Here is a 20,309-nt window from a genome sequence, read left to right as displayed (position 1 = left end):
CTCATGGAAACGTTCAACGAATACATCGCATTTCTTGGCCCCATGGGTGCGCTTTTGTTCGTGGGTTTCATCGGTGTGGTGATGGCCCTGATGGTCCTGCCCCGCCTGTTGCACCGCGAAAAAGACCCATTGGACCGCCTGCGCAAATCCCAAGAGGATCAAGCCAGCGAAACGGACGCGGAGGTGAAACTCAGCCGCCACGGTCAGCGGAACAAAAAGTTGGAGCGGTTTGCCCATCTGCTAGAGCCCCAAGACGCCGAGCAGCTGTCCGAAACCCGCAAAATGCTGATCCGTGCAGGCTACCGTGATCGCGACGCTGTGCGCACGCTTCAGGCCGCGCAGCTTATCTTGGGGATTGGGCTGCTAATTGTGGGCGTGTTCTATGTGGTCGTTCTGGGCTCTGAGATGAGTCTGACCAAGGTCATTATGGCCGTCATGATCCCCGGCGGTGTTGGCTATTATGGACCGAAATACTGGGTCCAAAAGCGCGTGGCGGCACGCCAGGATGCTATCATGTCAGGCTTTCCCGATGCGCTGGACCTGCTGTTGGTCTGTGTTGAGGCCGGCCAATCGCTGGACCAATCGATCATCCGCGTCAGCGAGGAGATCGAGGCCTCTTATCCAGATCTTGCCGAAGAACTATCCATGGTTGCCCATGAAATGAAGGCCGGTAAGGACAAGCCATCCGTCCTTAAGGAGTTCGCGGACCGCTGCGATGTGGCGGATATTTCGTCGTTTGTAACAGTGTTGATCCAGTCCGCCGCCTTCGGGACATCCATTGCCGAAGCACTAAGGGTGTATGCGGCGGAAATGCGTGATAAACGGGTCATGCGGGCCGAAGAAAAGGCCAACGTTTTGCCAACGAAACTGACCGTGGGAACCATGATGTTTTGTGTGCCACCCTTGCTGATTATTCTGATCGGCCCCTCCCTTTTCGGGATTTCCCAAAGCCTTGGCGGCGGAGGCGGTGGCTTCTAGATGCGCGCACTTTCCATTTCTGCACTTCTGTTGGTCCTCGTCGCCTGTGCGCCGGGGACCTCTGCACGTCTGGAACCCACACCAGGTGTGGCGCCCGGTGCCGCGCCGGGCGCGGAGCCGGTCGTGGACCCGCGTATCGTGGCGGATCGCTTGCTCGCCGCAGGTGAGGCCGAGCTGGCACTTGAGACCTACACGCGTGCAGCCGCGCGCGAGGGGCTCAGCCCTGATTTGCTGGTTTCAATGTCAGCCGCCAACGTGCGTCTTGGCCGCCTAAACCAAGCCGAACGGATCCTGCGCGATGTTTTGCGCGACACCCCCGAGCATGTTGGTGCGCTCAATAATCTGGGCGTTGTACTGCTCGAGCAGGGCAATACAGGCGAGGCCCAGCGCACTTTCCGCAAAGCCTTTGCCCTAGACAGTGGCGAAACCCCCGAAATTCGCGAAAATCTGCGCGTAGCACTCGCAAAAATGGAAAATTCATCGTATAATCCAGAACAATCGGCTTACACGCTGGTCAATCGCGGAGGGGGCGTTGTCTCTCTGGTGCGGACCAAGCCATAAAAATTATTGAGCCACACGAGCAGTAAAGGACGCAAAATGCGCCACGTTGGATTGATCGGCCTCCTGATGGGGGGCACCGTTTTGCTTGCGGGTTGTGAGCAGCCTGACACAGACGTGAGCCGCGCGCTCGATAGTGTGAATGTCATCGATGAGAGCAACCTCAACGACATCATGTTGACGGTCGCGGACCCGAATGAGGCCGTCGATTACTTTCTGCGGACCAGTCGCGAAAACCCGGACCGTATTGATGTGCAACGCGGTTTGGCCAAAAGCCTGATCCGCGCCAAGCGCAATGAGGAAGCTGCCCTTGCATGGGAAAAGGTTGCCGATCACTCTGAGGCCAGCAATGATGACAGGGTCGACTATGCCGACAGCCTGATCCGGACGGGCAAATGGGACAAGGCCGAAGATGTCCTAGACACGATCCCGCCGACCTATGAGACCTATTCCCGTTACCGGCTTGAGGCGATGATCGCCGACAGCAACCAAGAATGGGAAAAGGCCGACGCCTTTTATGAGATCGCTACAGGCCTGACCACGCGCCCAGCGGGTGTTTTGAACAACTGGGGTTTTTCCAAGCTAACCCGCGGTGATTACGGCGACGCGGAGCGGTTGTTCACCGAAGCGATCACCTATGATCGGGAACTGTTCACCGCCAAAAACAACCTCGTGTTAGCCCGCACAGCGCAGGCGAATTACACGATGCCCGTCGTGCCCATGACCAAAACGGAACAAGCGCAACTGTTGCACACTGCGGCATTGGCCGCGATCAAACAGGGTGAGACCGACATTGGCCGTACCCTGCTTCAGGATGCAATTGACGCCCATCCGCAGCACTTTGCCCCCGCCGTGCGTGCCCTGCGCGCGCTGGACACGGAGCGCACCTAGATGTTGCTGGAGATGACGGCGCAACAGGGGCTTTGGTTCCTGATCCCCGCCCTGCCGATTTGCCTGTGGGTTGCCTATACGGACCTTAGTGCGATGCGCATTCCCAACGCTGCGGTACTCACGTTGTTGGCGGTGTTTATGGTGGTGGGCTTCATGGTTCTGCCACTGGACGCGTTCGCGTGGCGGTTTGCGCATTTGGCCGTGGTTTTGGTGATCGGCTTTGTGCTGAGCGCGTTTTTGGGCGTTGGTGCGGGGGATAGTAAATTCGCCGCCGCTATGGCCCCCTTTGTGGCCCTTGGGGACGTGTCCGAAGTGCTCACGATCTTTTGCGTGTTGATCTTTGTGACCTTTGCGCTGCATCGGGCCGCGCGCTCGGTTGCCTTTATTCGCAGCCTCGCACCCACTTGGGAAAGCTGGACGGCCAAAAAATTCCCCATGGGCATCACACTTACGTCCACACTTGCTGTGTACCTTGGTCTCGCAGCCGCGCAATAAGCCGCGCGCCTGCGACCAAAGTAACCAAAACGCAAGGGACCGTGGGCTAACCTGCGACGGATCCCTGTCGCAGGAGTGTGTAGACAATGAACATGATGGTTCCCAATCCGGTGCCCGCACCAACCCCGCTCAAGACGTTGTCGGATACGGGGCTGAGCATGGTGATGATGCGTGATGTGCTGCTGAAAACCATGTTCCGCAAATCCTGTGAAACCGCGCGTGAAATTGCAGCGGCTGTGTGTATGCCGGTGCCATTGGCGCAGGAATTGGTCGATATCATCCGCAAAGCCGGTCTGGTTGAGGCGACCGGGACGCTGCATGCTGGCAAGGGCGGGGACATGGGGTTCCAACTGACGGAGGCGGGTAAGGCCCGCGCGCTCGATGCCCTATCGCAGTCCGAATACTATGGTGCGATGCCCGTCCCGCTTGAGATCTACAAACAACAAACCCGCAAGCAATCCGTACGCAATGTCCAGATCACCCGTGATGCGTTGCTGCGGTCTATGGGGCATCTGATCCTACCGCCCAATCTGATTGATCAACTTGGCCCTGCTGTTGGCTCTGGGCGATCTGTCCTTATGTACGGCCCGCCCGGCAATGGTAAGTCGTCGATTGCCGAAGGTATTCGTGCGGCTCTTGGGGACCACATCTATATCCCGCATGCCCTTGAATACGCCGGACAAGTTATCACCCTGTTCGACCCCATCGTGCACACGCCAGTGCCCGTAAAGCCCGAAGACCCCAATTGCCTGCGCAAGACAGGCCCCCGTTTTGATGAACGGTACATCATCTGTCAGCGGCCAACGGTCATGACGGGGGGTGAGCTAACGCTCTCGATGCTGGACCTAAATTACAACCCGGTTGCGCGCACCTATCAGGCATCCTTGCAGCTAAAATCATCGGGCGGTGTGTTCATCGTGGATGACCTTGGTCGCCAAGAGGAGCCCCCTCAATCACTGATCAACCGATGGATCGTCCCGATGGAGATGGGCTACGATATCCTCGCGCTGCAATCGGGTGAAAAGTTTGAGGTGCCCTTTGACACGCTGGTGGTGTTTTCCACCAACTTCCACCCCAACAAACTGTTCGATGGCGCGGCCCTGCGGCGGATCTTTTTCAAGGTCTTGATTGATGGCCCGACGCAGGAAGACTTCCTGAAGATCTTTGCCATGGTCGCCAAAAAGAAAAAGGTCCCGCTGGATGAGACAGCCTTGGTGCACATGCTCAAACAGAAATACCCCACGATTGACTATGTCTATGCCAACTTCCACGCGCCGTTCCTGCTCGATCAGATCATCGCCATTTGCGAGTATGAGGGCATCCCCTACCAAATGACCCCGGATCTGATTGATCGCGCGTGGGAGAATCTCTTTGTGTCGGAAGTTGAGTTCTCACACTAACTCACGTCACAAAGCGGCCACGATTTTGCCTCATTCCTTCGTCATTTGGCGTCGCAAAAGAACACGACTCGCCTTAGGGCGGCAAGGACGACGCAGTGGAACTATCACCCTTCGAAGACGACCCTGATGCACTGAGCCAGCGGCGCACCGTGCGGCTCATTCTATTGGCGGGGTTGGCGGTCCTTTGTTTGGCGCTGGGTATGGTCTAGCGGCTCTTGCCTCTATCACGAACGCTGGGCCAGCTTGCTTTCCCATCCGGGTCACAGATCCCTTGATCTAGCCTTGCCGCGCCACGCGCGGGGGCTAGGCTGTGGGGTATGGAAATGCCTCCCTCCCTTACCGCTTGGTTCGCCGCACGCGGCTGGTCGCCCCACCCGCACCAGTCTGAAATGTTGGCGCGTGCCGATGAACCCTCACTGCTTTTGATCGCACCTACAGGTGGCGGCAAAACGCTTGCGGGGTTTCTACCGACCCTCGCGGCGCTAGCAGACGGGTCGCACAAGGGGCTGCATACGCTTTATATTTCGCCCCTCAAGGCACTCGCTGCGGATATAAAACGCAACCTGCGCCGCCCAGTCGAGGAAGCAAACCTGCCCATCCGGATTGACGACCGCACAGGTGACACACCGCAGTCGCGGCGCAAAGCGCAGCGCGCTGACCCGCCTCACATACTTCTGACAACACCTGAAAGCCTCGCGCTCTTGCTCAGCTATGAGGACGCGCCACGGATGTTTGCAGGCCTACAGCGAGTTGTTGTCGATGAAATCCATGCGCTAGCCGAAAGCAAACGTGGCGATCACTTGATGCTGTCGCTGTCGCGGCTCCAATCCTTGGCCCCTGATATGCGGCGCGTGGGGCTGTCGGCGACAGTCGATGACCCGACTGCAATCGCTGGTTTTCTGGCCCGCCACCCTGACCCCTGCCCTATTCTGAATGCCGATCCGGGCCCTGAACCTGACATATCAATGCTACGGACAGCGGAGGCACCGCCTTGGGCCGGAGGCGGCGGTCGCTATGCGATCCCTGCGGTGTTGGAGCAGGTCAAACGCCACAAGACCACGCTGATTTTTCATAACACCCGCGCGCAAGCAGAGGTTTTTTTCCACCACCTATGGCTCGCGAACGAAGATGCATTGCCAATTGGCATTCACCACGGCGCGCTGTCACGCGAAGCTCGGGAAAAGGTCGAACACGCGATGGTGGACGGCCAATTGCGTGCGATCGTATGCACGGGCAGCCTTGATCTGGGCATCGACTGGGGCAACGTTGATCTTGTGATCCAAGTGGGTGCACCCAAGAATGTCAAACGTTTGGTTCAGCGGATTGGCCGCGCCAATCACCGCTACAATGCACCGTCCAAGGCGCTTTTGGTGCCTGCAAACCGCTTTGAAGTTGTCGAATGTGTCGCCGCGCTAGAGGCCGTGCGCGCCCACGATCTGGATGGTGAACCGCGCGGTCCCGGCCCGCGAGATGTTCTGTGCCAGCATATCCTCAGTACTGCGTGTGCAGGTCCGTTTGACGCCGATGCTCTGTTTGCCGAAATCAAAACCTGCGGTGCATACCAAAGCCTCAGCCGCGCTCAGTTTGACGATTGCCTTACGTTTTGCGCGACGGGCGGCTACGCGTTGCGCGCCTATGATCGTTACCAACGATTGATGCAATTGCCGGACGGGCGGTGGCGTTTGCGCGACCCACGCAGCACACGGCAAATACGCATGAACCTCGGCACGATCCTATCTGCCGAAACCCTCAAAGTGCGATGGCGCGGGCGAGGTGGTGCGCCCTTGGGCGAGGTTGAGGAAGAATTCGCAGCCACCCTCACCCCCGGCGATACCTTTCTGATGGCGGGCCAGATCGTCCGCTATGAAGGACTGCGCGAGTTGGTCATTGAGGTCACCCGCAGCAGGTCCAAAACCCCAAAAGTCGCCACCTTTTACGGGACCAAATTCGCGACATCGACCCAGCTGTCGGAGCGGATTTTACGCATTTTTCAACAAGGCGATTGGGCAGGCTTGCCTGCACACACAGCCGATTGGCTGGACGTTCAAAAACGGGTATCCAAGCTTCCGCAACCGGGGCGACTTTTGGTCGAAAGTTTTCCGATGGATGGGCGCGCGCACACCGTTGCCTACGGCTTTGCCGGACGTAATGCGCAGCAGACACTGGGGCTTTTGCTGACTCAGCGCATGGAAGCCGCCGGCCTTGGCCCAATGGGATTTGTGGCCACCGATTACGCCACCCTCATTTGGGCGCTCGACCCCGTGCAGGACCCAAGCGCGCTGTTTGATCGCGCGGAATTAAGGGACGCGCTTGAAACATGGTTGGCAGGCAATCAGGTCATGAAACGGACCTTTCGGGGCGCTGCGATTATCTCTGGCCTGATCGACCGAAACATGCCCGGCAAACGGAAATCCGGGCGGCAGGCTACGTTTTCCAGCGACATCCTCTATGACACTCTGCGCAAATATGATCCCGAGCATTTGATGCTGCAAATTACCCGTGAAGAAGCCATGCGCGGCTTGGTCGATTTTGGTCGTGTTGAACACATGCTGGACCGCATCGGGGATCGGATTGATTTGATTGAACTGGACCGGCTTAGCCCGCTTGCCGCCCCCTTGTTCCTAGAACCCGGGCGCATCCCGGTAAAGGGTCTCGGCGAACAACGCCTACTCGCCGAAGAGGCCGCGCGGCTCATGACCGCGGCGGGATTGGAACAGGTGTAGCCGATCAAACGGGCGGATTTTCCGAAGAAAAATAAGGCGGCGGGAACCACATGAACCGTCGAGCGAGGATTCCCGAGGACCTGTATGTACAGGTGGGCGCCAGGTAACACAGCCAGGACCGTGACAGAGCCAGCTCCCTCGGATTTGCTTAAGGCCACCGGAATTTCGCTATGTTGACGTATCCCGCAGAACCCGCCTGCCCCGACACATAGGGCCGCATAGCCCCCCGCACAAGCCTAGACATGTGTTCACGTTACGTTCAAAATGCTGCGATGATGAGCAGTGATACCATACTCAGCCCCGGCCAATTGCTGGCGCGCGGAACCGCACGGCACCTTTTGACGTATGATTACAATTGCATCGAGGAATTCACACCAGAACGCGGCCTGCGCGTGGACATCATGGCCTTGGGTCCAAAAGGGCAACTGTGGGTGGTGGAATGCAAATCATCGCGTGCCGATTTTCAGTCTGACCAGAAATGGCAGGGCTACTTACCGTTCTGTGATCGGTTTTTCTGGGCAGTGGACAGTGATTTTCCGACGGAGTTACTGCCAGACGACACTGGCCTGATTATCGCTGATAGCTATGGGGCTGAGATCATTCGCATGGGGCCCGATACGCCTTTGCCAGCCGCGCGGCGCAAGAAACTCGTGCAGAAGTTCGCTCGAACCAGTGCACAGCGTTTGCAGGCTCTGCGCGATCCGATGGCGTTTACTCTCCCGTAATCGAAAGAGCCGCTGCCCGAATTTCTTCCGCAATATCCAAGGCTTCTTCCGGTTCGAAATCCATCGGGATCTCCACATCACCAGCCTCGACAAAAATACGGACCATGCCGTCGGTCGTTGGACCGATCTGCAGGTTTGCGGTGATGTCGCTTTCGGTATTGATGCCCATGATGGCCTCCTTGTTGCGTTGCACCTACCCAATGGCTCGCGCCCATGCAAGCCTGCGGCGCTGCCTGCGTTCCCCAAGGTCCATGACAGGTCTTCATTCCCATTCGCATAGATTTCATCGCACAAAGGTGGGAAATAGCGCGCCAGTAGCGCTTGCAATCGTCAGCACACCTCGCTAAATCCACCAAGCGTGCCGCCTTAGCTCAGTAGGTTAGAGCGCCTGATTGTGGATCAGGAGGTCCCCCGTTCGAGCCGGGGAGGTGGTACCATCACCCTACACACCTATCTAGCCCGCGCCTTGTCGTTACCCGCACACGATTCGCGGCATTTCAGCTATTGGCTGTCTAACGGAACCTCTTGGCGGAGTGCCCCGTCGCTTCCGAAAAATAGCACGCGCGCGTCTTCGGTGACCACAATCCACCAACCGTGCCCTTGTGTCACGGCCTGCGCAACAGTGCCTTCGGGTAGCTGCAATGCTTCGGGCGCGGTCACTGGGGTCGGGAAGCGCGTGACAAGCAGGCCCACCACGACTATCACGCCGAGGATCATCACACCCGTCAACACCGTCACCAGCGTTTTGAGCAGGCGAAGGTGGGGCGGCAATTCGGGGAAATCGTCTTTGGCAGACACACGCGTCACCTTTGTTATCGGGGAAAATCCCCCTGCCCGTCTTGATAAGGCGATCGCGCGCGATGTGCCAGAGCAAGCCCACCTCAGCCGGTCGCGTCTTGCGCGTTTGGTGGCGGACGCAGCCGTACAGGTCAATGGGACGATCGTGACCGATCCAAGGGCACGGCTGACTGAGGGTGACAAGATCGCAATCACGGTCGAAATCACCCAAGACCTTGAGACCCGGCCCGAGGACATCCCCCTCGATATTCGGCACGAAGACGACGATCTGATTGTGATCCACAAGCCCGTTGGCATGGTCGTCCACCCGGCTCCTGGTTCCCCCGGCGGGACTTTGGTAAACGCGCTGTTGCATCATTTTGATGGGCGTTTGTCTGGGGTTGGCGGCGAAAAACGTCCCGGCATCGTGCACCGGATCGATAAGGATACCAGCGGCTTGCTGGTGGTCGCCAAATCGGACGCTGCCCACCACGGGCTTGCCAAGCAGTTCGAGAAACATACCGTGCGCCGCCGCTACCTTGCGCTGTGTTATGGGGTGCCCAGCGCCTCTGACCCACGGCTGCGCGGCGTAAAGGGCACCAGCTTTGAGCCCGGCAACATCCTCAAAATCACAACTATGTTGGCCCGCCACAAAACGGATCGGCAGCGTCAGGCCGTACTGTTCACGGGCGGGCGCCATGCGGTCACTCGCGTCCGGATTGTCGAGGATTTTGGCGCGGCCGCACTGGTCGAATGCTGGCTCGAAACCGGGCGCACACACCAGATCCGCGTGCATATGGCCCATGCGGGGCACGCCCTGATCGGGGATCAAACCTATGGCGGACGACGCAAATTGCCCAAAGGCCACCCAGGCCTGGAGGATGTTCTCAGCTTCCCCCGACAAGCGCTCCACGCGGCTGAACTGGGCTTTGTGCATCCTGTCACAGAAGAACACATGCGTTTCGCAGCCGACATGCCTGCGGACATGCAGGCGCTGCAGAACGCGTTAACCGGTTCGGCATAATCCGTGGCACACATGTGCTCACACGCACGTTACTTATGCTTCAGCCCGATTGAAGCGCATTCGCGCAGGCTCTATATTTCTGAACAACGGGGTCGAAATCCTTCGACCCCACTTGAAAACCGTTCAACCTCTGCCCACGTTAAGTGGAAAGTAAAAGAAATTAACATGCCATTCAGGGGGCTTTGCCATGTCCAACATGTCCGCTTATGCCAATCTTCCCGCTCCGTCGCCGGAACAGGGACTGAACCGCTATTTACAAGAAATTCGCAAGTTCCCAATGCTGGAGCCGGAGCAAGAATACATGCTCGCCAAGCGTTGGGTTGAAGAAGAAGACACTGACGCCGCACACCAAATGGTAACGTCACACCTGCGTCTCGCGGCCAAAATTGCGATGGGTTATCGCGGCTACGGACTTCCGCAGGCCGAGGTCATCTCGGAGGCAAACGTGGGCCTGATGCAGGCCGTCAAACGCTTTGACCCGGAAAAGGGGTTTCGCCTCGCGACCTATGCGATGTGGTGGATTCGCGCCTCAATCCAAGAATATATCCTACGGTCTTGGAGCCTTGTGAAACTCGGCACGACCTCGGCACAAAAGAAACTGTTCTTTAACCTGCGCAAAGCCAAGGCCCGCATCGGCGCGTTGGAAGATGGCGATATGCGCCCCGAAAACGTAAAACGCATTGCCACAGATCTAGGCGTGACAGAGACCGAAGTGATCTCCATGAACCGGCGCATGTCGGGGGGCGATGCTTCGCTCAATGCGATGATTTCGGCCGATGGTGAGGGTGCTACAGAATGGCAGGACTGGCTTGAGGATGACAGCGCGGACACCGCTGGCGACTATGCCGAAAGTGATGAGATGAAGGCGCGATTGTCGCTCATGGAGGACGCCATGGAAGTCCTGAATGAGCGGGAGCGTGACATCCTTGTGCAACGTCGCCTGTCAGAAGAAACGATCACGCTAGAGGACCTGTCCACACAGTATAGCGTCAGCCGCGAACGCATTCGCCAGATTGAGGTGCGCGCGTTCGAAAAGCTGCAATCGCGGATGCGTGAATTGGCCAAGGAAAAGGGCATGTTGCCCGCCTAAGCCCTGAACGACCCACGACAAACGCCCTGCCCGCACACGCGGGTGGGGCGTTTTTACGCCTATAGGGCTACCTTCCTGCCGCGATAGTTTCTGCATTTCGTCCCATTTCCGCCCGCTTGCTGTGATCAACCCGATCTAAGCAAGTAGGGGACACGTCATGGCATCGCCGCCAGCCAAGATACCAACATCCGTCACAACTGGCTGGATCAATTTGGTCGGCCTTGGCTGTGCCACCGCCGCGTTTGTCGCGATGACACACGCCTCGTCGATCCCGGTGATCTGGGCGGCCTTTGCGTTGATGTGTGCCTATGCGGTGCCTATTGCGATACTTGAACTGGCCTTCAAGCGGGTCCACCGCAACGCCAGTAGCGGGATCAACCAAAGCCCCCCGCACTATGATATTCTGCGCAGCGCAACGAAGTTCGTCGGCCTCATCGCGATGCTTGGCGCCGTTATCGGCTTTCACGCGCTATTCCGAGTGTACCCAGCCCAAGACCTTATCCCCGCAGTCGGGCTATTGACCCGTTTGGCCCCGGTCATATTGGTCATTTCGTTTCTCTATATCCTTTGGGTCGATGCCCGGATGACCCAACCGCGCGACGGATATTGGCAGATCGGCGCATGGCTCACACGTCAATCACACCATGTGGAATACGCAGGGCTACGCCACTTCATGCTTGGATGGGTCATCAAAGGGTTCTTTCTGCCGATCATGTTTAGCTACCTCGTCAACACAATCGCAGGCAGCACACCGATCAGTGATTGGGCGACCCAAGACCTGATCACCCTCACCCGCCACCTGATGTTGCTGGCGCTTTTGCTCGAACTGGTTGTGGTCTGCGTGGGCTATACGCTCACCCTGCGCCTGTTCGACGCCCATATTCGCACGACCAACCCCGCGCTTTGGGGCTGGGTCGTCACGCTGATCTGCTACGCACCCTTCAACGCAGTCATCACGGGTCAAATATTTAGCCGCGACACCGGCGTGCCGTGGCATGAGACGATCCAAGACTACCCGCTTTTGGCTGGACCATGGCTGGCGCTACTTTTGCTGAGCTTTGGCGTTTGGGTCTGGGCCACAGCGTCATTCGGCTTGCGCTGGTCCAATCTGACCAACCGAGGTGTCGTGACCTGCGGGCCGTACCGCTGGATGAAACACCCCGATTACATGTCCAAGGTGTGCTTCTTCTGGCTGACCTCGGCACCGTTTCTAGCCGATGTCCCGGTCCAGACCCAAATCGCCGCGACAGCGGGGATGATCGTGGTCACGATGATCTATTTTGGCCGCGCCAAGACAGAGGAACTGCACATGTCCGAAGACCCAGACTACGTGCGCTATGCGGCCGCGCTCAACACCCGAGGGCTATGTGCACCGCTTTACCGGATGCTACCGACTTTGGCCTACAGCGCGCCAGATCACGCGCTGCATGCCGTTTCAAAACCAGACAACTGCCCAGTCGCTGCAGAATAGCGGGCTAGTCTTCCATCGCCTCAAGCTGGTCGATGAAGCCTTCGATCATCGAAAGACCCTTGGACCAGAACGCCGGATCGCTGGCATCCAAACCAAAGGGCGCCAAAAGCGCCTTGTGATGTTTGGACCCACCTGCGCGGAGCATCTCAAAATACTTCTCTTGGAAGTCCGCATCGCCCTCTTCGTAGACCGCATACAACGCGTTCACGAGACCGTCGCCAAAGGCATAAGCATAGACGTAAAACGGCGAATGCACGAAGTGTGGGATGTACGCCCAGAAGGTCTCATACCCTTCCATGTAGTCAAAGACGGGGCCGAGGCTTTCGGCCTGCACAGACATCCACAAAGCGTTGATATCATCTGGCGTCAGCTCACCCTCGCGGCGGGCGTCATGCAGTTTGCACTCAAAGTCATAGAAGGCGATCTGGCGGACAACCGTGTTGATCATGTCCTCGACCTTGCCCGCCAGCATGACCTTGCGCGCGGCATCACTGTCGGCGTTTTCCAGCATCTTGCGGAAGGTGAGCATTTCGCCAAACACACTTGCCGTCTCGGCCAGTGTAAGCGGTGTTGAGGACAACAATTCGCCCTGCTCTGCGGCTAAAACCTGATGGACGCCGTGACCCAGTTCATGCGCCAATGTCATCACATCACGCGGTTTGCCGAGGTAGTTGAGCATCACATAAGGGTGCACGGTCGTCACGGTGGGGTGCGCGAATGCGCCGGGCGCTTTGCCCGGCTTCACGCCCGCGTCGATCCAACCTTTGTCAAAGAAAGGCTCGGCCAAGGCACCCATGCGCGGGTCAAAGGCCGAGTACGCATCCATCACGGTGGCCTTTGCCTCATCCCAACCGACAGTGCGCGTGTCCTCCATCGGCAAGGGCGCGTTGCGGTCCCAAACCTCCAGCGTCTCAAGGCCCATCCACTTGGCCTTTAGCGCATAATACCGATGCGACAGGCGCGGATAAGCCTCAACCACCGCGTTGCGCAGCGCCTCAACCACCTCTGGCTCGACATGGTTGGCGAGGTGACGACCCATCTGCGGGGTTTCTAGCCCGCGCCAGCGATCAGAGATCTCTTTTTCTTTGGCCAACGTGTTGTGCACACGCGAAAACGTACGGACATTTGCACCGAACACGCGCGCCAATTCACGCGCAGCCGCCTCGCGCTTGGAACGGTCGGGGTCGGACATGAAGTTCAGCGTGCCTTCGATGTTGTATGTCTCACCCTCGACCACGAACTCCAACCCGGCGATCGTTTCGTCGAACAGCTTGTTCCATGCGCTGGAACCCACAACCGATTGATCGTGCAAGAATGTCTCTAACTCATCCGAAAGCTGATATGGTTTCATCGCCCGCATCCGGTCCAACACGGGACGGTAGCGCGCCAGATCCGCGTTGGCACCATAGGCAGCCTCTAGGGCGTCATCCTCAAGCGAGTTGAACTCAAGCGAAAAGAACACAAGCGCAGTTGTAAACGTGGTGATTTTGTCCTGCATGTCGGACATAAACTTCGCGCGATCCCCATCCGTGGTCTGCTGGTAATAGCGTAGGCCCGCGTAGGACATGATCCGCCCAGCGATAACGTCGATTTCCTCATAGCGCTTGATACATGCAGCCATTCCGTCCGCATCCAGCTCGGCCAGTTTGCCTTGATAATCAGCGGCGAACGCGGCGCACTCGGCCTCCAGCCACTCAAGGTCCCGAACCAGTTCTGGGGCGTCATCTGCTGCATACAGGTCCGTCAGATCCCACTCAGGCAGGTTCCCCAATGGCTCCCCTTTGGCATCAGAATGGGCGTCGCGGAGAAGGGGTGTATCAAACATCAAAAAAACCTCTTGGGTATCGGGATATATATAGAAAAGTAGGGCAGATTACGCTGCCGCCACCTCTGCGCCTGCGGCCTGCATGGGGCCGGTGGCGCGGTCAAACCGCAGATAGGCCAGACCTTTGCCACCAGATTGCGTGAACAAGGTGCCAGCGGGTTTGCCTTCGGACGTGATGGGGGTGCCAACGGGCACATCTTGGCTGACAGTGACCTGCATCAGGCCCTTTTTCAGCTCGGTCTTATGCTTCATCCGGGCCACAATTTCTTGACCAACAAAACAACCTTTGCGGAAATCGACGCCGTGTAGACGCTCAAACCCCATCTCAAGGATATAGCTGTCGCCAACGACCAGCTCGATCCCGCTTTCGGGAACAACATGGGTCACGCGCAGCTGATCCCAATCGGTGCCATCGTCACCGTCCTGTGTGCCATACAGGCGCCAGCCCAGTGCGGGGTCGCGCGGATCGGTCATCGCGCCGTCGGGTGCAGGCCCCGTCCCGCGGGACATGCACAGCCCGCTGTCCGTGATAGCCACGTCAGAGCGCAGCTTATACATCGACAGCCGCCGCCCCAAATCAGCCGCAAGCTCCGTCGCGACATCCACAAAAATCGCGTCCGCTTCCTGCCACTGGAAAAAATCCGCAAGATATTTGCCCTGAGGGCTCAGCAGTGCGGCATAGCCCAAACCCTGCTCGGGCACGTCATTCGACACGAGCCCATGCAAAAACTTGAGCCGGTCTGCACCAGTGATCTTGAAAACTGTGCGCATTGTGGCACCTCCTTGCCATTAGAGATAAGACCTATGGCAACCGCCACAAGCGCAAACAACAGGAACAATCAAAAATGAGTCTCGCTCACGGCCGCCACACACTCGCTATCCCTGGCCCCTCCGTTATGCCCGATCGCGTTTTGCGCGCCATGCACCGCGCCGCGCCGAATATATACACCGGCGAGTTGATCGAGATGACCCATTCGCTGATCCCCGACCTCAAGGCCGTGGCACGTACCGCGCACAACGTGACGATCTATATCGGCAACGGCCACGCCGCGTGGGAGGCATCGCTGGCCAACACCCATTCCCGAGGCGACCTTGCGCTGGTGCCCGCGACGGGGCAGTTCGCCCACGGCTGGGCTGCATCTGCCGAAGGGTTGGGCATCCGCACCGAGATTATCGACTTTGGCAAACGCAGCCCGATGGACGCCGCCCAGATCGAGGCACGGTTGCGCGCCGACACTGACCACGAAATCAAATCGGTGCTGATGGTCCATGTCGACACATCCTCATCCGTTCTGTCGGATGTGGCTGCGATGCGTCGGGCGATTGACGCCGCAGGCCACCCTGCCCTGTTGATGGTTGATTGCATCGCATCACTGGGCTGCGACCGGTTTGAGATGGATGAATGGGGCGTCGATGTGATGATCACCGGCTGCCAAAAGGGCCTTATGACCCCGCCCGGCATGTCTTTTGTTTACTACAACGACCGCGCCGAAGCCGCCCGCGAAAACGCCAATTGCGTCACTGGCTATTGGGATTGGCGCCCGCGCACAAACCCCGACTACTACTACAAATACTTCAACGGCACCGCCCCGACGCATCACCTCTACGGCCTGCGCGAGGCACTGGACATGATTGTCCACGAAGAGGGCATCACCGCTGTCTGGGCGCGTCACGAAACCCTCGCCCGCGCGCTGTGGGCCGCCTGCGATGCTTGGAGCACCCAAGGCCCGCTCGAGTTGAATGTCGCAGACATCGCACATCGCAGTCGCGCGGTGACATCGCTACGGATCACTCCCCCGCTGGGTACCGCTTTGCGCGATCATTTGACGGATCAGATGGGCGTCACCCTCGGGATTGGGCTGGGCATGGCCCCCCCTGACGCCCCCGAATGGCACGGGTTTTTCCGCGTCGGCCACATGGGCCACGTCAACGCACACATGATGCTCGGCACATTGGGGGCGATCGATACCGGCCTTAAGGCGCTGAATATTGAGCATGGTGAGGGCGCGTTGTCCGCCGCGGCGGAGATATTGGCAGGGCGCTAATCTGCACTGGTGTTTTCTAGGGCCGCACCTGCGGCCCTGGTTTACATGGGCCCTAGTCCCGCACCGTCACGACCTCGGCGCGTTTTTGCAACTTATGCGCGAGCCACGCATGGGCAAAGCTGCACATCACGATCGCCATCAAGAACCCCCAAACGGCCCAAATCGCAATCAGGGCAATCATCATCCAGACGAAAGCCATGGCCAGAAAGGCATTGGTATAATCCGGCGCGCGGCCGACGGGATGGTTTTTCATCACGCACCTCGTATCACGAGCTAGTTAACTAAAGTTATACGTGATGCGTATTTTAGAAAGTCAAATTTCCGTGCAGCGAGCCAACGCGCGCGGCAATGCCTGTTCAAACGCCATCATTTCAGCCTTTTGCCCACAAGACACGCGGATACAGCGGTCTTGGGGGGCTTTAAGCGGCATGCGCACAAAGATACCCTCAGCGCTAAGGGCTGCAACCAAGGCGCGGGCAAAATCACCATCCCGTCCGCAGTCTAGCGTCACAAAATTCGCCGCTGAAGGAAGTGCGCGCAGCCCATGTGCGGCCCCAATGCGCGCGATCTCAACCCGTGATATCGCAACCTGCGCCCGAACATGCTCCAACCAATCGGGATCGCGTAGCGCGGCCAGCGCCCCCGCCTGAGACACCCGCGACATCCCAAAATGATTACGCACCTTGTGGAACGCGGTGATCAATGCGCGCGGCCCTATCGCATAACCCACACGTGCACCGGCAAGGCCGTACCCCTTGGAAAACGTACGCATCCGGATCACGCCCGGCGTCTCGGGGTCGATTTGAGGGGCCGTGCCGTCGGGCGCGAGGTCAATATAGGCCTCATCCAGCACCAAAAGACTGCCGCTGGGGACTGCTGCAACAACAGCCTCCATCCGGGCCGCGTCGTACCAGCTGCCCATGGGGTTGTCCGGATTAGCAAGGTAAATCAGCTTGGCCCCAACCTCAGCCGCCTTGGCCAAAAGCGCCTCGGGATCTTCGTGATCATCGCGGTAAGGGACGGTGTGCAGCGCGCCACCGAAGCCCGCGACATGATAGTTGAACGTGGGATAAGCACCTGCCGACGTGACCACCGGATCGCCCTGCCCTACAAACAGACGCACCAAGGTGCCGAGCAAGCCGTCGATCCCTTCGCCCACCATGATCTGATCCGCATCCACGCCCAGATCATCGGCCAAGGCCACCCGCAAGTCATAGCTTTCAGGATCGCCGTACATCCATGCGTCGCGCGCCGCGTCCGCCATTGCCGCGATGGCCTTGGGGGACGGGCCAAAGCCGCTTTCGTTTGCGCCAAGGCGGGCGTCAAACTGCGCACCGCGCGCGCGTTCTTGGGTCTCGGGGCCGACGAAGGGCACAGCCGCAGGCAAGCTTTCGGCCAGAGGTGTCAAGCGAAGGGTCGTTTGTGAAAATGTCATATGTGGCTCAGGGCAAGCGAAGGGTCTGACCCGTCTGGATTGCGTCGATGGAGGGAAGGAGGTCGCGATTGGCGTCGAAAATCTGTTGGTATGCGTCGCTGTTCCCATACAGCGCACGGGCGATGGACAAAAGGCTATCGCCAGGCTGTACGACATATGTGTCGCCGGTGCCGGCCTCCGCCGCGAGGGCCGCTTGCGCGATCAAAGCCTCAATCACTGGATCCAGAGGTAAGCGAGGGGCGGGTTCGGCGACGGGTGCGGGCGTTTGCGCGGGTGCGGGAGGTTCAATCACTGGCGCGGGGGCCGGACGCAATTCCGCTTGCTCTGGCTCTGCTTCTGGGGGGCTTTTCGCCGCTGGCGTGGCTGCGGTTTCCACCTGCGATGCGGCGGGCACGGACGCTATGACAACGGGTGCCGGAACCTCCTCAACCACGTCGGGCAGGACCTCAACAGTCGGCGCGGATACTTCCTCCGGCTCCCTTGGGGCGACGACAACTGGGGGCAGCGCGACTGGGGCTGGTGAGCTACTGACTACGGCAGTTTCAACAGGCTCAGGGGCCGGGCTTTCGATGATTTGCACCTCAGGGGGCGCTACAGCGATCTCTGGCACGCTCTCCGGCAATTCCGCGATAACTGGCGCGGGCGCGCTAGGGGCGACTGCAACAACCTCAGGCAAAATCTCGATGTCGTGGACGGCTTCTGCCAATGGTTTCTGATCCGACGGCCCGAACCACAGGCCAAGGGCTGCTGCACACAACAGCCCGGTGTAGATCATGAACAAACGGATCATCACAATTTCCCTTAACGGCCGTGTACCAAGCCCGTCCAAAGCCCCCAAGATGAGACATCAAAACAGGCGCACATCCGATGCTGATACTCTCGCAAGCCCCTTGCCACACCCCTGCTTCAGGGTCGCTGTGATGGCCAAAGGACAGGCTGCTCGAATAGAAAAACGGTGGCGAAAAAGTGGCAAAAAGTCAACCTGTAGCGCATGCTGAACCACGTATCGGCATATATAGGTCGGCCACCCATGGGGTTACTCCACAAGGGCGTCCCACAACACCTCGCCCAGCGTTAGATCCGGCACGAAAGTCTCGGTGTCCAGAAACGACAAGGTCTGCGCAATTACACGCGGGTTGTTCATCATAAACGTGTGGGTAACGGGCAAGGTCAGATGCGCCTTCATCCCCGCCACTTTCGTAGATTCCACCGTGACTTTGCCATCGTCTTCACCGGGCAGGATCGAGGAATAGAACGCATTCAGGCTGCGGTTGCCCGCGATCACACCCAATGAAACCGGCACCGGGCCGAGTTGTGCGGGAATATCGTCAGGCCCTGTGCCCAGAGCCGTACCCGCAGGACCGTTAAACCACTCAAACCCCGGCACCTCTTCGAAGGTGTCGACCAGTTCAGAGCCGTTATTGGGAGGTGCCAGCATGACCACGCGGCCCCATTCGGCCTCTGGGTGCGCCTTGGCCCAAACGCGTGTCAGGATACCGCCCATCGAATGCGTGACCACATTCACATCCGCCTCAGGGGCGGCTGCGGCACACGCCCGTCGTGCGGTTGGAAGGGTATCGGACGCAAGGTCCGACAGCTTGCCCGAGCGAGACGGATAGCTGGCTGCAACCACGTGGTAGCCCGCCTGTTCCAACGCCTCTTGCATGACCAGCATAGAGGCATCTGTGCGCGCCAACCCATGAAGCAATATCACGCAACCCCGGGGGGCCGCCTGCACGGATGCGCAGCCCAATAGGGCGAGGCTTGTTATGGCAGTGATAAGTGCGCGTTTCATATCCCAAACATAGGGGTACAGCGGCGCTGTGACGAGGGGGGCTGCATGTGACGTAACGCGACACGCGAAGTTATTGCGGCGGTGAGGCCGCCTTGCGCACGGGCGGTACCGTCGCCAACGCGATGCCACCCAAGACAACGGCGCAGGCCAGAATAATCGGCAGCGTCACAGGTTCATCCAGCAGGACCGCGCCGCCAATCACCGCAATCACCGGCACACACAATTGGGCGACCCCGGCCGTCGTCGTGGCCATCTGCGGCAAAACCACGAACCAGAGGGCATAGCCTAACCCAGACGCAATCGCACCGGAGGCCACGGCGCACACCAATCCCAGCGGCGTAATCACCCCGCCCCACCAAAGCGGCACCGCAAGAAACAGCACACCTGTGCTGAGCAAAAAGTTACCCGCTGAATTGCCCAAAGCCCAATCGGACGACTTGCCCATGTAGGTATAAAGTGCCCAACCTGCGCCGCCCAAAATCATCCACGCGACACCTGCCAGATCGACGCCATCGCCCCCACCGGGCAGCAGCAGTAGGGTCAGACCGCTCATTGCGATGCCCATACCGAGCCAGCGGCGCGGGCCGATCACCTCACGAAAGGCGATAGCGGCACCGAACAGGCACAATTGCACGGTAGCAAACAACACGAGCGCGCCCATACCGGCCTCAAGCGTCAAGTAACTGAGAGAAAAGCCCAAAAGATAAACGCTCAGCCCGATGACAGACAAAAGCCGCGTGCGCCCGGTGATCGGCACCTGCCCCCGCTGCCACAAGGCAATGGCCCCCAGAAAAACCGCCCCCGCACCGACACGGATCGCGGCAAATGTCAGAGGGTCCATGCCATCCGCCACACCCGCCCGCGTCAGGAGCGAGTTGGAGGCGAAAAAGAGCATCGTAAGGGTCGTGAGTGCAAAGAGTTTCATAGCGCCACTCAGGGGCTGCGCGCGGCAGGATGTCAAACGGTTTGCATCCCTTGGCGGGTGGGCCATCAAAACCCCCAGACATGACAAAGGGCCCACAAGGGGCCCTTTGCACTACCGATCCCGAAGGACCGGCGCATGTGACGCTAAGCGTC

20 protein-coding genes and 1 tRNA gene are annotated in these 20,309 nt (G+C 58.9%); 12 read left to right on the top strand and 9 right to left on the bottom strand.

What is annotated here, in order from left to right; genetic code table 11:
- Positions 1-3: 3 nt before the first annotated feature.
- The 7 genes from PM04_RS13910 to PM04_RS13880 all read left to right on the top strand — a co-directional run bounded on the left by PM04_RS13910 (position 4) and on the right by PM04_RS13880 (position 7,770).
- On the top strand, positions 4-978 hold the full coding sequence (locus PM04_RS13910; protein WP_038007949.1) for a type II secretion system F family protein: 975 nt from the start codon (positions 4-6) through the stop codon (positions 976-978).
- On the top strand, positions 979-1,539 hold the full coding sequence (locus tag PM04_RS13905) for a tetratricopeptide repeat protein (protein ID WP_038007946.1): 561 nt from the start codon (positions 979-981) through the stop codon (positions 1,537-1,539). It abuts the gene before it with no gap.
- A 36-nt stretch (positions 1,540-1,575) separates the two neighbouring features.
- Entirely contained in the window at positions 1,576-2,427 is an 852-nt protein-coding gene (locus PM04_RS13900) for a lipopolysaccharide assembly protein LapB (RefSeq protein ID WP_038007943.1), read from the top strand.
- Entirely contained in the window at positions 2,428-2,922 is a 495-nt protein-coding gene (locus tag PM04_RS13895; protein WP_038007939.1) for a prepilin peptidase, read from the top strand.
- Positions 2,923-3,008: 86 nt separating this feature from the next.
- A complete protein-coding gene (locus tag PM04_RS13890; RefSeq protein ID WP_038007936.1) occupies positions 3,009-4,322 on the top strand; it encodes an ATPase in 1,314 nt (437 codons plus the stop codon).
- A 323-nt stretch (positions 4,323-4,645) separates the two neighbouring features.
- A complete protein-coding gene (locus PM04_RS13885; protein WP_369793316.1) occupies positions 4,646-7,045 on the top strand; it encodes a ligase-associated DNA damage response DEXH box helicase in 2,400 nt (799 codons plus the stop codon).
- Positions 7,046-7,320: 275 nt separating this feature from the next.
- Positions 7,321-7,770 carry an MmcB family DNA repair protein gene (locus PM04_RS13880; protein ID WP_052068369.1) on the top strand — a complete coding sequence of 150 codons (450 nt, stop codon included), beginning with the start codon at positions 7,321-7,323 and terminating at the stop codon, positions 7,768-7,770.
- Here the strand turns inward: PM04_RS13880 and PM04_RS13875 are convergent.
- Positions 7,757-7,939: a DUF6324 family protein gene (locus PM04_RS13875; RefSeq protein ID WP_038007932.1), complete on the bottom strand. Its 183-nt coding sequence runs from the start codon at positions 7,937-7,939 to the stop codon at positions 7,757-7,759. The genes PM04_RS13880 and PM04_RS13875 overlap by 14 nt on opposite strands.
- A 191-nt stretch (positions 7,940-8,130) precedes the next feature.
- Between PM04_RS13875 and PM04_RS13870 the strand changes: the two genes are divergently transcribed.
- Positions 8,131-8,207 (top strand) — tRNA-His (locus PM04_RS13870).
- A gap of 64 nt (positions 8,208-8,271) precedes the next feature.
- Here the strand turns inward: PM04_RS13870 and PM04_RS13865 are convergent.
- The gene (locus tag PM04_RS13865) at positions 8,272-8,568 is read right to left on the bottom strand and encodes a DUF6476 family protein (protein ID WP_038007930.1); all 297 of its coding nucleotides are present in this window, start codon (positions 8,566-8,568) and stop codon (positions 8,272-8,274) included.
- Between PM04_RS13865 and PM04_RS13860 the strand changes: the two genes are divergently transcribed.
- The 3 genes from PM04_RS13860 (at position 8,558) to PM04_RS13850 (ending at position 12,132) form a co-directional block, all read left to right on the top strand.
- Positions 8,558-9,571 (top strand): RluA family pseudouridine synthase, encoded by a 1,014-nt coding sequence (locus PM04_RS13860; RefSeq protein ID WP_038007916.1) that lies wholly within the window; start codon positions 8,558-8,560, stop codon positions 9,569-9,571. The genes PM04_RS13865 and PM04_RS13860 overlap by 11 nt on opposite strands.
- A gap of 196 nt (positions 9,572-9,767) precedes the next feature.
- On the top strand, positions 9,768-10,661 hold the full coding sequence (gene rpoH / locus PM04_RS13855; protein WP_038008043.1) for an RNA polymerase sigma factor RpoH: 894 nt from the start codon (positions 9,768-9,770) through the stop codon (positions 10,659-10,661).
- A 157-nt stretch (positions 10,662-10,818) separates the two neighbouring features.
- Positions 10,819-12,132 carry an isoprenylcysteine carboxylmethyltransferase family protein gene (locus PM04_RS13850; protein ID WP_038007913.1) on the top strand — a complete coding sequence of 438 codons (1,314 nt, stop codon included), beginning with the start codon at positions 10,819-10,821 and terminating at the stop codon, positions 12,130-12,132.
- 4 nt (positions 12,133-12,136) lie between these two features.
- Here PM04_RS13850 and PM04_RS13845 read toward each other — a convergent pair whose 3' ends face one another.
- Together PM04_RS13845 and PM04_RS13840 are read right to left on the bottom strand one after the other, a co-directional pair.
- On the bottom strand, positions 12,137-13,957 hold the full coding sequence (locus PM04_RS13845) for a M3 family oligoendopeptidase (protein WP_038007910.1): 1,821 nt from the start codon (positions 13,955-13,957) through the stop codon (positions 12,137-12,139).
- Positions 13,958-14,005: 48 nt separating this feature from the next.
- Positions 14,006-14,728 (bottom strand): folate-binding protein YgfZ, encoded by a 723-nt coding sequence (locus tag PM04_RS13840; protein ID WP_038007907.1) that lies wholly within the window; start codon positions 14,726-14,728, stop codon positions 14,006-14,008.
- A 74-nt stretch (positions 14,729-14,802) separates the two neighbouring features.
- Between PM04_RS13840 and PM04_RS13835 the strand changes: the two genes are divergently transcribed.
- A complete protein-coding gene (locus PM04_RS13835; RefSeq protein WP_038007905.1) occupies positions 14,803-16,002 on the top strand; it encodes an alanine--glyoxylate aminotransferase family protein in 1,200 nt (399 codons plus the stop codon).
- Between the two features lie 52 nt (positions 16,003-16,054).
- Here PM04_RS13835 and PM04_RS13830 read toward each other — a convergent pair whose 3' ends face one another.
- From PM04_RS13830 to PM04_RS13810, 5 genes are all read right to left on the bottom strand, one after another.
- Positions 16,055-16,255 (bottom strand): hypothetical protein, encoded by a 201-nt coding sequence (locus PM04_RS13830; protein WP_038007903.1) that lies wholly within the window; start codon positions 16,253-16,255, stop codon positions 16,055-16,057.
- Between the two features lie 60 nt (positions 16,256-16,315).
- The gene (locus PM04_RS13825) at positions 16,316-17,437 is read right to left on the bottom strand and encodes a pyridoxal phosphate-dependent aminotransferase (RefSeq protein ID WP_038007902.1); all 1,122 of its coding nucleotides are present in this window, start codon (positions 17,435-17,437) and stop codon (positions 16,316-16,318) included.
- Positions 17,438-17,444: 7 nt separating this feature from the next.
- Entirely contained in the window at positions 17,445-18,227 is a 783-nt protein-coding gene (locus tag PM04_RS13820; RefSeq protein ID WP_038007900.1) for a LysM peptidoglycan-binding domain-containing protein, read from the bottom strand.
- A 246-nt stretch (positions 18,228-18,473) separates the two neighbouring features.
- Positions 18,474-19,232: a serine aminopeptidase domain-containing protein gene (locus tag PM04_RS13815; protein WP_038007898.1), complete on the bottom strand. Its 759-nt coding sequence runs from the start codon at positions 19,230-19,232 to the stop codon at positions 18,474-18,476.
- 70 nt (positions 19,233-19,302) lie between these two features.
- Positions 19,303-20,157: a DMT family transporter gene (locus PM04_RS13810; RefSeq protein WP_038007896.1), complete on the bottom strand. Its 855-nt coding sequence runs from the start codon at positions 20,155-20,157 to the stop codon at positions 19,303-19,305.
- Positions 20,158-20,309 lie beyond the last annotated feature (152 nt).

This window comes from Thalassobacter sp. 16PALIMAR09 (assembly GCF_000765485.1).
Taxonomy (GTDB): domain Bacteria; phylum Pseudomonadota; class Alphaproteobacteria; order Rhodobacterales; family Rhodobacteraceae; genus Thalassobacter; species Thalassobacter stenotrophicus.
The sequence above is the reverse complement of the archived record's forward strand: the minus strand, read 5'-3'. Positions and strand labels throughout refer to the sequence as shown.